The sequence below is a fragment of the Arthrobacter sp. CC3 genome, from assembly GCF_039907775.1.
In the GTDB taxonomy this organism is placed as follows: Bacteria; Actinomycetota; Actinomycetes; order Actinomycetales; family Micrococcaceae; genus Arthrobacter.
Genome location: NZ_JARCCY010000037.1, coordinates 16,505 through 31,676, shown reverse-complemented (window position 1 = coordinate 31,676; position 15,172 = coordinate 16,505). Strand labels below are relative to the sequence as shown.

Sequence of the window (15,172 nt, the reverse complement as noted above, 5' to 3'; positions counted from 1 at the left end):
CGCTGTCGACTGTTAACAAATGATATGCCAGTGTGACCCCGGTCATGCTTCAATGTCAACAGTCAATGTTGGAGGTTGACTGTTGACAATGAAGCGCCTTACAGTGATACACATCACCCCCGCTCTTCCAGAGGATCAACGACGATGTTCAATTCCCGCCTCGGCTGCTCGTCCATCAGCTTCCGCCATCAGGACCTCAGCACTGCCCTGCGGACCATCAGCTCCCTGGGCTTCGACGAAATCGACCTGGGTGCCCTCCCCGGCGTCTGCGACCACGTCCCCTATGAACTTGACGGGGACGCCGTCGAGGCAGTTACCGCTGACGTTCTGGCCTCAGGGCTGCGGGTCCGCTCGGTCAACGGCGATATCGGGGACCTCAACGCAGTGCTCGACGCCGGCCGGCAGGCCTCGCGCGAACGGCACCTGGAAGCCCTGCTCACCCTCACGGCCAACACCGGCGCCAAGGCGCTGGTCCTTCCGTGCGGCGCCCTGGGCCACGACCCCGTCCGGAGCGTGGACGAAGACCTGGACACGATCGCCGCCCAGCTCATCCACGCCGGGCAGCGCGCCGCCGAATTCGGCGTCGAACTCTGGACCGAATCCCTGCACTTCCTGCGGTTCTGCTGGAACCTGGAGCGCGCGGAACTGCTGGCACAGCGGCTGGCAGGTTCCGGCGTCGGAATTGTCATGGACTTCAGCCACATCGTCGCCGCCGGCGAGGACCCGCTCGAATACCTTGACCGGCACGACGGCCGGATTGCCCACGTCCACCTCAGGGACGCCGTGCCGGGAAACATCAACCTCAGCATCGGCAACGGCCAGGCGGACTTCGCCGCCGGGCTCCGCGCACTGGCAGGCCGTCGCTACACCGGCCACTTCTCGCTCGAACTGGAAACCCGGGACGTCACGCACGACGAACGACCCGCCGCCGCCGCCAAAGCGGCCAGCTTCATCACTGACCTCATCTGACCCGTCGATTGCTCCGTAACGGCCCTTTTGACCCCTCAAAACGGCGCTTATGGAGCAACCGATCCCATCACCAGGCACAACACACCAACCAAGGAGCATCATGACTACCACCATCCAGCGCACCGCCGTCCTCACCGGGGCCACCTCGGACCGCGGCATCGGCATCACCACCGCACGCCGCTACGCCAGCCAGGGCTGGGGAGTGGTGATCCTGGACCTCGACGGCGAGAAGTCCGCCAAGGTCGCCGCCGAAATCGGCAACGAATTCAACGTCCCGGCCTACGGCCACGAGGTCGACGTCGCCAATGAGGGCTCCGTCAACGCCGCCTACGCAGCCGTCAAGGCAGAAGTGGGCGCCGGCAATCTTCCCCCGGTGGGCGCACTGGCCAACATCGCCGGCATCACCTCCCCGGTGCCGTTCCTGGAAACCACCCTGGAGCTCTGGCACAAAGTCATGGACGTGAACGCCACCGGCACCTACCTCGTCACCAAGGCGTTCCTGCCGGACATGATCGAGGCCGGCTGGGGCCGGATCGTCAACATGTCCTCCGTTTCCGCGCAGCGCGGCGGCGGCGTGTTCGGCAAGGTCCCCTACTCCGCCGCCAAGGCAGCCATCCTGGGCTTCACCAAGGCCCTGGCCCGTGAAATCGGCGCCACCGGCGTCACCGTCAACGCCATCACCCCGGGCGCCGTGGACACCAACATCCGCGTGGGCAGCACCGAGGAACAGGAAGCCGCCATCAACGCCGGCATCCCCCTGGGCCGGAACGCCACCACCGAGGAAATCGCCGCCGTCATCACCTTCCTGTCCTCCGAGGAATCGGCCTACCTGACCGGTACCACCATCGACATCAACGGCGGAAGCCACATCCACTAGTAGCCGTCCCCGCCGAAGCTAGAGAGCCCACCATGACCAGAATTTTCAACGATCCCTCCGACTTCGCAGAGGAAGCCCTTGCCGGGTTCTGCGACGTCCACGCCGACCTGGTCCGCCAGGTGACCGGCGGGGCCGTGCGCCGGCGCCGCCCTGCCAAGCCCAAAGTGGCGGTCCTCGCGGGCGGCGGTTCAGGCCACTACCCGGCTTTCGCCGGCCTGATCGGCACCGGACTGGCCGACGGCGCCGTGGTGGGCAACATCTTCACCTCGCCATCCGCACAGCAGGCCTATGCCGTGGCCAAGGCCGCGGAGTCGGGCGCCGGAGTCGTGTTCACCTACGGCAACTACGCCGGGGATGTGCTGAATTTCGGCATGGCCAGCGAGCGGCTCGCTTCGGAGGGGATCCAGGTGGAAAACGTCCTGGTGACGGACGACGTCGCCAGCGCCCCGCCGTCGGAATCGGAGAAACGCCGCGGCATCGCGGGTGACTTCACCGTCTTCAAGATCATGGGTGCGGCGGCCGAAGCCGGTGCGGACCTGGCCGACGTCGTGCGTCTTGGCCGCAAAGCCAACAGCCTGACCCGCACCATCGGCAGCGCCTTCCACGGCTGCACCTTCCCGGGCGCCGAAACCCCGCTGTTCACCCTCAAGGACCGGCAGATGGGCCTGGGCCTGGGCATCCACGGCGAGCCCGGCCTGTTCGACACCGAACTTCCTCCCGCCAAAGAGCTGGGCCAGGAATTCGTTGCCCGGCTGCTGGCCGAGACCCCGCACGGAGCTGGCGACCGCATCGCCGTCATCCTTAACGGCCTCGGTTCCACCAAGCACGAGGAACTCTTTGTCCTCTGGCTCACCATTGCCCCGCTGCTCCGCGCCGCCGGCTACACGCTGGTGATGCCGGAAGTGGGCGAACTGGTCACCAGCCTGGACATGTCCGGCGTCTCCCTGACCATCACCTGGCTGGACGACGAACTGGAGCCGCTCTGGACCGCCCCGGCGGAAACGCCCGCCTACCGCAGGGGCAATGCCGCCCTGCAGGCCGGTGCTGCCTCGGCAGAGGAAGAGCCCGACGGCGCCGCCGCACCTGATGCTTTCGACGCAACCGAAGAGTCGCGCGGCTACGCCGCAAACTGCCTCGCGGCCCTCGCTGCCGCCCGGGATTCCCTGCACGGCGCCGAAGCGCGTCTGGGGGACATGGATGCCGTGGCGGGCGACGGAGACCACGGCCGCGGCATGGTCCGCGGTATCGACGCGGCCACCGCTGCGGCGGAGGACGCCGCTGCCCGCGGCGCCGGCGCGGGAGCTGTCCTGGCCGCCGCAGGGGATGCGTGGGCGGATAAAGCCGGCGGGACCTCGGGCGTGCTGTGGGGTGCCGGGCTGAGGTCCTTCGGCGAAGCACTCGGCAACGAGCTGTCTCCCGGACCTTCGGAACTGGCCGCGGCCGTCAGCGCGTTCGCTGCCAGGATCACCGGCCTCGGCAAGGCGGAAATCGGGGACAAGACCATGGTGGACTCCCTGCTGCCCTTCGCGGAAACCTTCAGCCGGCTGCTGGCTGACGGCGCCCGGCACGGCGACCGGCCTGCAGCAGCGGCATGGGCCGAGGCGGCCGCCGTTTCCACCGCCGCGGCGGAAGCCACCGCTTCGCTGCGTCCGCTCAAGGGCCGCGCCCGGCCGCTCGCCGAAAAGAGCGTAGGCACCGCGGACCCCGGGGCAACGTCCCTGGCCATGATCTTCACGGTCATGGGCCCGCACCTGGCCGCACCGGCCGCTGCGCCGGCTGCTGCACCGGCTGCTGCCGAAGCGGCCGGTCCGGCAGCCCACGGCACGGCAACCCGCCAGCCCGCAGGAACACCGTCATGACACATACCGCAACTGCAGGGGAAGGACAGGCCATGGGCATTCGACTCATCCTGGGCGCCGATGAAGCCGGCGTGGACTACAAGGACCGGATCGCGGAGGACCTTCGCAACGATCCCCGGGTCAGCGAAATCATCGATATCGGCGTCAACCGCAGCGATGCCCTCGAGCAGTTCACCAGGCCGTACCCGTATGTGGGGATCGCGGCAGGGGAGATGATCAAGGAGGGCCGCGCGGACCGGGCCATCCTGTTCTGCGGCACCGGAATCGGCGTGGCCATCGCTGCGAACAAGGTGGACGGCATCAGGGCAGCCACGGCCCACGACTCGTTCTCAGTGGAACGCTCGGTGCTCTCCAACGACTGCCAGGTGCTCACCATGGGCCAGCGTGTGGTGGGTGTGGAACTTGCCCGCAGGCTGGCCCGGGAATGGCTGGGCTACACCTTCGACCCCTCGTCCGCCTCGGCGTCCAAGGTGAAGGTCCTGATGGATTTCGAAGGCTGCTGACCCGGCAGTCCGCTACCAGGCTGTCCGCCTGACCAGGCAGTCCGCTACCAGGCTGCCCGCCTGACCCGGCAGTCCGGGAACGTCAAGGTCAGCAGCTATTCGACGCTGACCTTGACGCGCTGCACCACGTTGTTCCCCATGCCCTGGTAGTTCCAGGCCTGTTCCAGCGGCTGCATGGACCCGGTGGCGTCGGTGGCCCGGCAGGCGAGCTCATGCTCGCCCCGGTCCGCCACCCACGGCAGCGTCCATTCGCACCACGCAAACGGGCCGGCCGGATGCCCGAGATGCGCAGGCACCCACTTCCCGTCGATCCCTACCTCCACGCGGACCACGGACCCTTCGCCGGACCATGCCCTGCCCTGGAGCATCACCGGTCCCGGGGACAGGACCCTGCTGCGGGTGTAGAAGTCCGGGATCCCCGGCGGGATCATCAGCGAACGGACCCGGATCCGCGAAACCGGAGTGCCGGCGTCGTCCGCGTCCTGCTGGTAGCGGTAGGACACCGCCTGCTGGAATCCCTCGAAGGGGTGGGTCACCACCTGGATGGACTGCAGCCACTTCACGCTGGCCATGCCGTACCAGCCCGGCACCACAAGACGCAGCGGGTAGCCGTGCTGTGGCGGCAGCTCCCGGCCGTTCATCTCGTAGGCCAGGACGACGTCGGGTCGCATCGCTTCCTTGATCGGCAGGCTCCGTGCATACTGCTGCCGGACCCCGCCCTGGATTCCGGTGTCGGCGCCGGTGAACACCACTTCGACGGCGTCGTCGTCAACTCCGGCCTGGGCCAGCAGGTACGCGAGCGGAACCCCTGTCCACTCGGCGGTGCCCACGCCCTCAAGCCGCCACGGCTGGCTCATCGGCCGCGGATGCAGGAGCGAACGGCCGTTGCCGGCGCACTCCAGCGTGACCGGGATGCTGATGGTCGGGTCACGGCGGAGCGCCCGCAGGCTGATCTCGACGGCACGCTGCACGGCACCGCCGATCCGCAGGTGCCAGGAGTCCGCGTCGATGAACGGGATGTCGAAATGGGTCAGCACGTAGTGCAGGCCCGGCGGGGTGGTGTCCTCCCGCAAGGCCTCCAGCGGCATCGAATGGTTCCGGACCGCCAGCTGCAGTTCCTCTGCGGTGAGCGGGCCGTGCGTAGGTTCTCCTGCATGCGCCGTGGGCTTCACGGACTGACGGCGCCGGGAAATCTGCTTCGTCATGGCACTGTTCTTCTTCGGGTGGGCCGCTTCTTCGGGGCGGGCGGATTCCGCGTGGCTGGCGGTGCCCGTGTTCACAGGTCTACGCCGCCGCCGCCGGTCCGTCAAGCAGGACTCCTACAGGTGATGCGCCTCTTTGAGGAAGTCCGCGAGCCCCTGGGGTTCCCGGCCCGTGAGGCCATGAACGTCCGACGTCGGGCCGGCCAGTTCGCCGTTGGCGATGGCCGTGTAGGTGCTCACCCAGGCATCGAGCTGCCAGGCGGGAGCGCCGTAGGACGCCCGGGAGGCGTAGGCTTCCTCCACGGTTTCATGGTGGAAAGTGATGGTCCGTCCGGTGCCTGCAGTGAGGAGTTCCGCGGCCCGCTCCAGGGAAATGTCCTCGGGGCCGGTCAGGTCGTAGGTCCGGCCCGCGTGGACCGCCGGATCAGCCAGCACGGCCGCGGCGCACCGGGCGACGTCCCCGCGCGTGACGGCCGCCATCACGCCGCCGTTCGCCGGGCCGCGGATGACGCCGTCTTCGCCGGCGAGAAGGGGCAGGAAATCCAGATAGAAGTTGTCCCGCAGGAACGTGTAGTTCATCCCCGACGTCTTGATCCGCTCTTCAGTGGCGTAGTGGTCCCTGCCCAGTGTGAACGTGCAGTCGGCAGAGGCCCCGAAAAAGGACGTGTAGACGATGTGCTCCACGCCGGCCCCGGCGGCAGCATCCACGAACGCGAAATGCGTCTGGAGCCTGTCCTCGGCCTCGGACGCGGACACCATAAACAGGGTCTTCACCCCCGCCAGCGAGGACGAAGCCAGCACGGGGTCGGCATAGGTGGACACCACGGGAACTGCGCCGGGAAGGTCAGGTGCCCGGGCGGCGTCGCGCACCAGCAGCCGCTGCGGCCGCCCGGCGTCGGCGAGGATCCTGGCGACGAGTCCGCCGAGCTGGCCGGTGGAACCGGTGACGGCCAGGGCAGGCAGGGCGTCGGTCGTCTGCCGGGCAGTCCCCGGGTCCGCGGTGCGTTCCCCGTCAGCCATGGCTAGGCCTCCCGGGATGCAGGCGACTTGGTCTGGGCCGGGTCGCGTTCGGCCAGGGATCCGATGGCGTCATCGATCTTGTCCATGATGGCCTGGTCCAGCTTCACGCCGGCGGCCGCCACGTTGCCGGCAATCTGCTCCGGACGGGACGCGCCCATGATGGCGGAAGCAACGTTCTTGTTCTGCAGCACCCACGCGATGCTCAGCTGGGCCATGGTCAGCCCGGCTTCTGCAGCGATCGGCTTGAGGTGCTGGACGCCGGTGAGGACTTCGTCGGACATCCAGCGTTCGATCATCCTGGCGCCGCCCTTGGTATCCGTGGCGCGGCTTCCCTCCGGGGCGGGCTTCCCGGGCCGGTACTTGCCGCTGAGCACACCCTGGGCGATGGGGGACCAGACAATCTGGGACAGGCCAAGCTCTTCTGACGTCGGGACCACCTCCGCTTCGATGACCCGCCACAGCATGGAGTACTGCGGCTGGTTGGAGATCAGCTGGAATCCCAGGTCCTTGGACAGCGCGTGCGCGTCCCGGATCTGGTCCGCCGTCCATTCACTGACGCCGATGTACAGTGCCTTGCCCTGCCGGACAATGTCCGCGAACGCCTGCATGGTCTCTTCCAGCGGCGTCTCATAGTCGTAGCGGTGCGCCTGGTACAGGTCCACGTAATCGGTCTGGAGGCGCGTCAGGGAACCGTTGATGGATTCCATGATGTGCTTGCGGGACAGCCCCACATCATTGTGGCCCTTGGGCCCCGTGGGCCCGAACACCTTGGTGAAAATCTCCAGGGACTCGCGGCGCTCGTCCTTCAACGCCTCGCCCAGCACTTTTTCCGCCGCCGTGTTGGCGTAGACGTCGGCGGTGTCGAAGCTGCTGATTCCTGCGTCCAGCGCCGCCCGCACACACTGGGTGGCCACTTCGTTCTCCACCTGGGAGCCGTGCGTGAGCCAGTTGCCGAAGGTGATTTCGGAGATCTTGAAGCCGCTGTTACCGAGGTATCTGAATTCCATGGTTTTTACCGTAGTCCACTTGGTTGCTCAGGGTAAGGGCTTTCCGCCACCGACCTGCGGATTACCGCCGGCGCAGTTCCGCGTACTCCAATGAGGGGACCACAGCGCCTGCATCGCGTTCCACGAAGTTCGTGCCGGGCGGCACCAGATCGTCAATCGCATCCAGCACGGCTTCGTCGAGTACGGTGTCGGCGGCTTTCAGGTACGCGCGCAGGTGTTCCTCGCTCCGCGGGCCAACGATCACGCTGCTGACGGCAGGATGGTTCAGCGCGAAACCGACCGCGAGGTCCACCAGCGGCAGTTCCAGCTTGTCCGCCAGCCGCGCCAGGGAATCTGCGGCGAGCAGCTTGCGCTCGCTCGCCGGCCCGGAGATGTCGTACCGGCCGGGAAGGGAGTGGACCCGTGTGGGCGGTTTCCCGGCGTCCAGGACAAAACTGCCGGACAGCCAGCCGCCGGCCAGCGGACCATAGGCCAGCACACCCAGGCCGTACTGCTGGGCGATCGGAAGGACATCGCGTTCGGTGCCGCGGACCAGCATCGAATAGGGCACCTGGTTGGCCACCGGCGGGATGAGGTGGTTGGTGGTTGCCAACCACTGGGCCTCCACGAGCTGCGCGGGGGTGAACACGGACGTCCCGTAGTAGAGGATCTTGCCCTGCCGGATGAGGTCGTTCAGCGCCGTGATGGTTTCCAGGACATCCGTGTTGTAGTCCGGACGGTGGGCCTGGTAAAGGTCGATCCGGTCCGTCTGGAGGCGGCGGAGGCTGCCCTCCACGGCCTGCATGATCCAGCGCCTCGAGTTGCCCGAGTGGGCGGGGTTGGCGCTCATCTGGCCGTGGAATTTGGTGGCGATGAAGACGTCGTCCCGGCGGCCCTTGAGGGCGCGGCCCACGACTTGTTCGCTCTGGCCCTGCGAATACACGTCCGCTGTGTCCACCGCGGTGATGCCGGCATCCAGCGCGGCGTTGATGATGCGGATGCTTTCCTCGGCGCCGGTGGGCGCATAGCCCTGGCCGGTGCCGCCGGCGCCAACAGGGTCCGCCGGTGCGCCCTCGCCGAAGTTCATGGTGCCCAAGGTGAGCGGGCTGATCAGGGTCCCGCTGCGCCCGAACACCCTTAACTGGTTGAGGCTCATTCCCGGTTTCCTCACGTCTGACTCCCACGGCTGATTGCTGTGGATCGTCACGAGGCTACACAAAATCGGCCCGGCGGAGGCCTCCGGCGAAGCACTTCTTAGTGTTGCGTAGTCCGGAGTAACGCAGCGGGCGTCAATGACGAATTGTGAATCAGCCGGCGCGGCGGTGCTCAGCCGGCAGGGTGCCCTTCAAAGCGCCAGGATGGCCGGCCAGGGAAACCAGGGAACCGGTGTCCAGCATGGCCATTGGTCCCGGTCCCGGGGGTTTCTCGAAGGAGCGGGGTATGGGCCGGATGGTGGCGTGCTGGTCCGTGGCGGACTCCACCAGGGGCGCTACCGCACTGACCTCTTCCACCGGGGCGTCCGGGCTGGGGAGGTCGCGCACGGTCACCTTCACCTCGGGCGCCGCTGCGGCCTTGGCCCGGGCTGCCGCGCGGGCGTCTGCGCGGGCCACTGCGGCCGCCCAGTCTTCGGCCAGGGCCGGAGTTTCGCGGCGGGGGGTGCTGCCTGTGCGCGGGTGCTTTTCGGATGAGCTGCGCAGCTTCGGCTGCGGGACAGCGGTTTTCGCAGGCGCCCTGACAGGACGAGATGAGCCGGCGGGACGGGCTGACTTAGCCGGACCGGACGACGCAGCGGGACGGCGGCCGAACAGGGCCATAGCGGTGACGGCCACCAGCCGGCCCAGCCCTGCCAGCAGCAGCGTGGCCACAAAAACCAGGAAGAGGCCGATGAACATGACGAACGCCACACCGAGCGTGCCAAAAAAGGTCAGGTTCAGGGCAATGGTGGTGGGATCTTCCATTTACCTCTCCTTACGGCCTGCAGCGCCTGTGTGCCGGCTGTAACCACCCGGCGATAAGCACCCCTTAACAATACGGACTTTTGCGGGGCAACACGCCCGCAGTGAGGTCCGCCCGGGGGTTGTGTCGAAGCTGTTATCGGATATGACAAGGCAGTTTCCGGCCGGTCCCGGCATATAGTCGGAGGCAGCCACCTGGCGCCCTCCAGCCACCCCCGAAAAGGACCCCCTGTGACCCTCTCAGGAAACTGCCCGTGCCTGTCCGGTGAGCAGTACGCGGACTGCTGCGGCCGCTTCCACCGCGGCGACGCCGAGGCCCCGACGGCGGAACAATTGATGCGCTCCCGGTACAGCGCCTTTGTAGTGCAGGATGCCGCCTACTTGCTCCGCACCTGGCACCCGGATACCAGGCCGGCGGAACTCGACCTGGATCCGGACATGCAGTGGCGCCGGCTGGACATTGTCTCCACCCGCCGGGGCGGACCCCTGGATTCGGAAGGGATCGTCGAGTTCAAGGCCTATTTCAGGCACGACGGCGAGCGGGGGGTCCACCACGAAACCAGCCGGTTCCTGCGCGTTGACCGGCGCTGGTACTACCTCAACGAGGTAGGGCTCGACGATGTGGGGCTTGACGAGGCCAGGCCCTAACGGTCCGCGTCGGCTTCAATCGGAGTGAACCCGGCCCGGTCCACCTTGCGGTGGAACCGCATGCCTGCCAGGCCGCCCACTACGGCGCCAATCAGCGCCACCACAGCCACCACGACGGCGGCAATAATTCCGGTGGTGGTCAGCTGGCCTTCGTTGACGGGGATCCGCGGGAAGCTGTTCAGGCTGGCCAGGATGTTGAAGCGCTCGCCGGCGATCATGGCCAGCAACGCAATCAGCACCGCGAAGATCACGGCCCAGACCCACACCATGAATCCCTGCTTGGCCCCGTTGAAGCGTGCCATCCGGCCGGCCACGTAACCGCCGCAGTAGTACGCCACGAACAGGATCACCAGCAGCACGATGATTCCTGCCAGGCCCACAGTCTGGTCAGCGGCGGCCTGGTTCACGGCCTCGTTGACGTCCGTGCTGGTAGCGAGCCCCACTGCTGTTCCTGCCGCAGCCACCAGGGCGGTGAGCAGGACCGCCGTTCCCGTCGCGGCCAGCCAGCCAAAGAACGCCGAGCCGATCTTGATCCCGCCGAACTGCTCCTTCTCGCGGGCAATCACGGTCTCGCGGGTCGCGGCGTTCGGGTCGGCAGCGACAGTGTGCTCGCTCGTGGGCGGCACCGCGTAGGCCCGGGTATCGCCGTCGTAGTCCGTCCCGGTGTCGAAATTACGGCTGGCGCCTGGAGGATCAGCGTAGCTGCGCCGGCCCTCCAGCCTGTCTTCGACGCGGCTGCCGTCCGTACGGTTGCCGGCGTCGATGCCGTCGGCACCCTCGCCGCGGGCGGCGCGGCGGGACTGTCTGTCTTCGGGCCCTACTGTGCTGCTCATCAGGCGTTCTCGCTTTCATCGATTGGACCGCGCCCATTGTTTGGGCCGGCCACCGCTATGCGGAGACGTGCATGGTGGTCCTATGTCCACCTAACCACGGCATGCCGGCGGTAGCAAGGGTGCTTAGCATCTCCGGCGGGTCGAAAATCGGCGAAAATCAGCGGTACTTTCGGTGCAGGTCCTCCTTCACCGATGCCCGCGGAGACGCGTCGGCGATCCACGGTCCGGTGCCTTCGGACTGGTCCAGGACCCCGGCCTCCAGCCAGCTGTAGTCACCGGCGAGCACCTTTTCCGTCAGGTCGCGGTCGGCGTCGTCCGTGTTCCGCCACAGCTGGTCGAAGTACTCGTCCACGCGGACCCGCGCCTGCTCGCAGTATGCCTCGGCGAGTTCGTAGGCGGTGGCTGCCCGCTCCGGGTTGGTATGGAGCATCCCTTCGGCGCGTGAGCAGCACGCCGCCATGGCAAACAGCTCGGCGCCGATGTCCACGATCCGGCCCAGGAACGCCTGTTTGTGCTCGAGCTTGGCTTGCCACCGGCCCATCCCGTAGAAGGTCTGCCGGGCGAGGCGCCGCGAGGACCGCTCCACAAACCGCAGCTGCTTGGCGAGCCTGCCGAACTCGGTGTAGGACCGCGGATCCATGCCGGCGCCCGCCACCAGTTTGGGCAGCCACTTCGCGTAGAACCCGGAAGCGCCGACGGCGGCCCTCGCCTTGTCGGACAGGCTGGCATCCGCGGAGGCAAGGTCCCCGGCGGCGGCGAGGTGCGCATCCACGGCCTCGCGGGCAATGAGGAGCTTCATGATTTCCGAGGAGCCCTCGAAGATGCGGTTGATCCGGAGGTCGCGGAGCTGCTGTTCGGCCGGCACGGCGCGCTCGCCGCGGGCCTCCAGCGAATCCGCCGTCTCGAAGCCGCGTCCGCCTCGGATCTGCACCAGCTCGTCGGCTATACGGCAGCTGATCTCCGTGGACCAGAGCTTGGCGAGGGCGGCCTCGATCCGGACGTCCTTCTGGCCGGCGTCGGCCATTTCGGCGGACAGTTCGAAGACTGCGTCCAGGGCGAAGGCGCTCGCGGCGATGAAGGCGATTTTCTTGCCCACAGCTTCGTGTTTGCCCACCGGTCGGCCCCACTGGGTGCGTGCGTTGGACCATTCACGGGCGATCTTCAGGCTCCACCGGCCGGAGGCCACACAAAGGGCCGGGATGGAGAGCCTGCCCGTGTTGAGGGTGGTGAGGGCGATCTTCAGGCCCTGGCCTTCGCGGCCGAGCCGGTTTGCCGCAGGCACCCTCACCTGGTGGAAGCGCGTCACACCGTTCTCGATGCCGCGCAGCCCCATGAAGGCGTTGCGGTTTTCCACCGTGATGCCGGGGGAGTCCATTTCCACCACGAAGGCGCTGATGCCGCCCTTGTGGATGGTGCCATCGGAATCCGTGTGTTGCGGCACCAGCGCCATGACCACCACCAGTTCGGCGATCACGCCATTGGTGGTCCACAGTTTGACGCCGTCCAAAACGTAAGCGTCGCCGTCGTCCGTGGGAACGGCGGTGCTGCCCATCCGGGCGGGGTCGCTCCCGACGTCGGGTTCGGTGAGCAGGAAAGCCGTGATGGCGCCAGCGGCGCAGCGGGGAAGGTATTCCTGTTTCTGTTCTGCGGTGCCGAACACTTTCACGGGCTCGGGGACGCCGATGGACTGGTGCGCGGAGAGCAGCGCCCCGAGGCTGGGGTGCACCGAACCCAGCAGGGCAAGAGCCCGGCCGTAGTACACGAGCGACAGGCCCAGGCCGCCGTACTCGCGCGGGATCTTCATGCCGAACACGCCCAGCTCGGCCAGGCCGGCGAGGTACTGGTCCGGAATCCTGGCGTCCCGCTCGATCAGGCGGCCGGACATGGTCCTGCAGTAGGCGGTGAGGCGGTCCATGAACTCTTCGCCGCGTTCCACGTCCTCGGTCCTGGCCTCGGGCCAGGGGTGGATCAGCGAGAGATCGAAGCTGCCCAGGTACAGGCCCTTGGCGAAGCTGGGCCGGTCCCAGGTGGTTTCCCGGGCGGCCTCGGTGATGGCCCGGGCATCGGCTTCGGTGGCCTCGGGCCCGATCTTGTCGGGGGCGACGGGAACGTCGGCGGCTGGACTGTCAGTGGCAGAGCTCACGGGGCATCTCCTCTAACCGGGGTGGCCGGCTCGAGCCCTGGGTCCGCCTCGGGTGGGGAACCCTTCAGCTGTCCCTCAATGCTACCCGCGGGTAGGTTCCCGTGCTAGGGGCAGGCTGCCCTTGGAAGTCGCCGGGGAGCTCCACCGTGGAGGCGTGGTGCACCAGCCGGTCCCAGAGGTGGTTGATGCCGTGCACCAGGCCCAGCAGGGTGCCGGCAATGATGAACCAGGCGAACCGGCCCACCCCCACGAGCACCATGGCCAGGAAGCCGGCCGTCATCATAAAAGCCACAATCAGCAGGCCAAACACGAGCGTTCCGATGAACACGAAAGTGCCTGTCTCTACTGCGCTGAGATCGAACTGCATGTTTCCCCCTGCATCATTGCCTGGCTGGATCAAGTAGCACGAGCGTAGGGTGCGGACGGCTCCGCCAACCAGAGCCGCACGGCCGTGGCGCGGGTGTTGATACGGGATCGAAATGCTACCGGCCCGTAGGTCACGGCGCGGTCACTGTAACCCCACCCGTAACACGCGTAACAGGCCGTTGCGGACGTACCGGGAGGTGCGCCGGCGGGGCGCGGGGGTCCCTTTGGGTTCGGCAGGGGTGCCGGTTGCGGGGTGAAACGGCGCCGGGCCGGCTTCCGGGCACACTGCGTTAACCTTGTAGTTGGCAGTTTTCGGGTTTTCCGCTGCCCGACAAGTCCTGTGGCAGCTGAAGGAGAGTGTGTGTCCCGATCCGCCCCGTCCTCCGCGGACGCGATCAATGCCCGGCTCCGGGACCTTGAACTCCTGACCAAAGGACCGGCCTGGGCGCTCACCCGGTCCGCCCCGTGGGTCATCGCAGTCCTGCAGGCTTCCTTTACCCGCACCCGTCCGCAGCTTCCGCTGGAAGAATTCCATGCCGACGTCGATGCCTTCCTTGAGCAGCTCCGCCGCCAGGACCCGGGGTTGGGCGGCGCAGCCAACGGGAAGTCCTTCGGCGATGAATGGACCCGCAAGAATTTCCTGACCCGCCGCAACCAGTCCGGGCAGATCGTCTACGAAGTCACGGAGCCCGCGGCCCGCGTCCTCGCCTTCCTGGACAGCCTCTCCAGCGAACGCTCCACCCTGAACGGTTCCCGGCTGGGGACGCTGCTGGGCGACGTCGAAAAGCTGGCCAATGAGACAAACCCGGACCAGACCGCCCGGCTGGAGTCCCTCGAGGACGAGATCGAGGAGCGGCAGCAGCTCATCGAGGACATCAGCTCCGGCGACTTCGACGGACTGCTGGACGATGACGAGGCCGTGGAGGCGGCCGGAAACATCCTGGACCTCGCGGCCAGCCTGCCGGCCGACTATAAGAAGATGCGTGACCGGATCGAGGAACTGGTGGGCGAGCTCCGCAACCAGATCATCGAGGAATCCCTCAGCAAGGGTGCCACCATGGCGCAGGTGCTGGAGGCGGACAAACGGCTCCGGCAGAGTCCTGAAGGAAGGACGTTCCGGTCCTTCACGGCGTTCCTGGAGGACCCCCAGCAGCAGCTGCGGTTCCGTTCCGCGATCGGAGAAGTGCTCAGCCGCCAGTTCGCGGACGACCTCAGCCACGAGGACCGCGAAACGCTGAAGAACCTGGTGGCCGAACTCCGCACCCAGCACAGCCAGATCCAGCGGATCTACGGCAAGCTCAGCGAAAGCCTCAACACCTACGTCCAGAGCGACGATTTCCGCCAGTCCGTCCGGTTGCGGAAGGTGCTGCGCGAAGCCGAGCAGGCCATTCGCTCGCTGCCGTACGAACGGGAACGCCCCGGGCTGGTGCCCGGACCGGTACTCTTCAACGCCGGCTTCGAGTCCCTGTCCATGGTCAAGCTCTTTGACCCCGACGAGTTCGCGGCCCCGCCCAAGCTGGCCGACCCCATCGCCTTCAGCGACTCGGACCGCGTCCGCTCGCCGCGCACCGGGAAGGCCAAGCCGGCGGCCATCCGCGCCGCGCTCGCCGGGGCCGCCACCCTGCCGGAGGCGTGGGAGCAGCTTCCGCCGGAGGAACGCCACATCAACTCCATCCGCGCCCTGCTGTCCCACGCGCTGCACGACGGCGCCGGCTTCGACCGCGCCGGCTGGGACGCCATCGACTTCGAACAGATAGACGGCACCACCCGCAAGGCATTCCTGCCGGTGGTCACCCTCACAAAGGATTGAC

14 protein-coding genes are annotated in these 15,172 nt (G+C 67.3%); 6 read left to right on the top strand and 8 right to left on the bottom strand.

Going from position 1 to position 15,172, the window contains the following annotated elements; genetic code table 11:
* Positions 1-144 precede the first annotated feature (144 nt).
* The 4 genes from PV761_RS18670 (at position 145) to PV761_RS18655 (ending at position 4,208) form a co-directional block, all read left to right on the top strand.
* A complete protein-coding gene (locus tag PV761_RS18670; RefSeq protein ID WP_347899059.1) occupies positions 145-969 on the top strand; it encodes a sugar phosphate isomerase/epimerase in 825 nt (274 codons plus the stop codon).
* Between the two features lie 100 nt (positions 970-1,069).
* Positions 1,070-1,846 carry an SDR family NAD(P)-dependent oxidoreductase gene (locus tag PV761_RS18665; protein ID WP_347899057.1) on the top strand — a complete coding sequence of 259 codons (777 nt, stop codon included), beginning with the start codon at positions 1,070-1,072 and terminating at the stop codon, positions 1,844-1,846.
* A gap of 32 nt (positions 1,847-1,878) precedes the next feature.
* The gene (locus tag PV761_RS18660; RefSeq protein WP_347899055.1) at positions 1,879-3,705 is read left to right on the top strand and encodes a dihydroxyacetone kinase family protein; all 1,827 of its coding nucleotides are present in this window, start codon (positions 1,879-1,881) and stop codon (positions 3,703-3,705) included.
* A complete protein-coding gene (locus PV761_RS18655) occupies positions 3,702-4,208 on the top strand; it encodes a ribose-5-phosphate isomerase (protein WP_347899053.1) in 507 nt (168 codons plus the stop codon). Before PV761_RS18660 ends, PV761_RS18655 begins: the two co-directional genes overlap by 4 nt.
* 95 nt (positions 4,209-4,303) lie before the next feature.
* On the opposite strand, the gene PV761_RS18650 is transcribed toward PV761_RS18655, so the two are convergent.
* The 5 genes from PV761_RS18650 to PV761_RS18630 all read right to left on the bottom strand — a co-directional run bounded on the left by PV761_RS18650 (position 4,304) and on the right by PV761_RS18630 (position 9,374).
* A complete protein-coding gene (locus PV761_RS18650; protein ID WP_028272396.1) occupies positions 4,304-5,413 on the bottom strand; it encodes a sulfite oxidase in 1,110 nt (369 codons plus the stop codon).
* A 114-nt stretch (positions 5,414-5,527) separates the two neighbouring features.
* A complete protein-coding gene (locus PV761_RS18645; RefSeq protein WP_347899051.1) occupies positions 5,528-6,430 on the bottom strand; it encodes an SDR family oxidoreductase in 903 nt (300 codons plus the stop codon).
* A gap of 2 nt (positions 6,431-6,432) precedes the next feature.
* A complete protein-coding gene (locus PV761_RS18640) occupies positions 6,433-7,437 on the bottom strand; it encodes an aldo/keto reductase family protein (RefSeq protein WP_347899049.1) in 1,005 nt (334 codons plus the stop codon).
* 61 nt (positions 7,438-7,498) lie between these two features.
* On the bottom strand, positions 7,499-8,572 hold the full coding sequence (locus PV761_RS18635) for an aldo/keto reductase (protein ID WP_347899047.1): 1,074 nt from the start codon (positions 8,570-8,572) through the stop codon (positions 7,499-7,501).
* A 151-nt stretch (positions 8,573-8,723) separates the two neighbouring features.
* Positions 8,724-9,374 (bottom strand): hypothetical protein, encoded by a 651-nt coding sequence (locus tag PV761_RS18630; RefSeq protein WP_347899045.1) that lies wholly within the window; start codon positions 9,372-9,374, stop codon positions 8,724-8,726.
* A 228-nt stretch (positions 9,375-9,602) separates the two neighbouring features.
* On the opposite strand from PV761_RS18630, the gene PV761_RS18625 reads away from it, so the two are divergent.
* A complete protein-coding gene (locus PV761_RS18625) occupies positions 9,603-10,019 on the top strand; it encodes a YchJ family protein (RefSeq protein WP_347899043.1) in 417 nt (138 codons plus the stop codon).
* Here the strand turns inward: PV761_RS18625 and PV761_RS18620 are convergent.
* The 3 genes from PV761_RS18620 to PV761_RS18610 all read right to left on the bottom strand — a co-directional run bounded on the left by PV761_RS18620 (position 10,016) and on the right by PV761_RS18610 (position 13,362).
* Positions 10,016-10,852 (bottom strand): TIGR04086 family membrane protein, encoded by an 837-nt coding sequence (locus PV761_RS18620; RefSeq protein WP_347899041.1) that lies wholly within the window; start codon positions 10,850-10,852, stop codon positions 10,016-10,018. The genes PV761_RS18625 and PV761_RS18620 overlap by 4 nt on opposite strands.
* A gap of 157 nt (positions 10,853-11,009) precedes the next feature.
* Entirely contained in the window at positions 11,010-12,995 is a 1,986-nt protein-coding gene (locus tag PV761_RS18615) for an acyl-CoA dehydrogenase family protein (RefSeq protein ID WP_347899039.1), read from the bottom strand.
* A gap of 64 nt (positions 12,996-13,059) precedes the next feature.
* Entirely contained in the window at positions 13,060-13,362 is a 303-nt protein-coding gene (locus PV761_RS18610; RefSeq protein ID WP_028272389.1) for a hypothetical protein, read from the bottom strand.
* Between the two features lie 360 nt (positions 13,363-13,722).
* Here PV761_RS18610 and PV761_RS18605 point away from each other — a divergent pair, with 360 nt between their 5' ends.
* The gene (locus PV761_RS18605; protein WP_347899037.1) at positions 13,723-15,171 is read left to right on the top strand and encodes a DUF3375 family protein; all 1,449 of its coding nucleotides are present in this window, start codon (positions 13,723-13,725) and stop codon (positions 15,169-15,171) included.
* The last annotated feature ends 1 nt before the right edge of the window (position 15,172 follow it).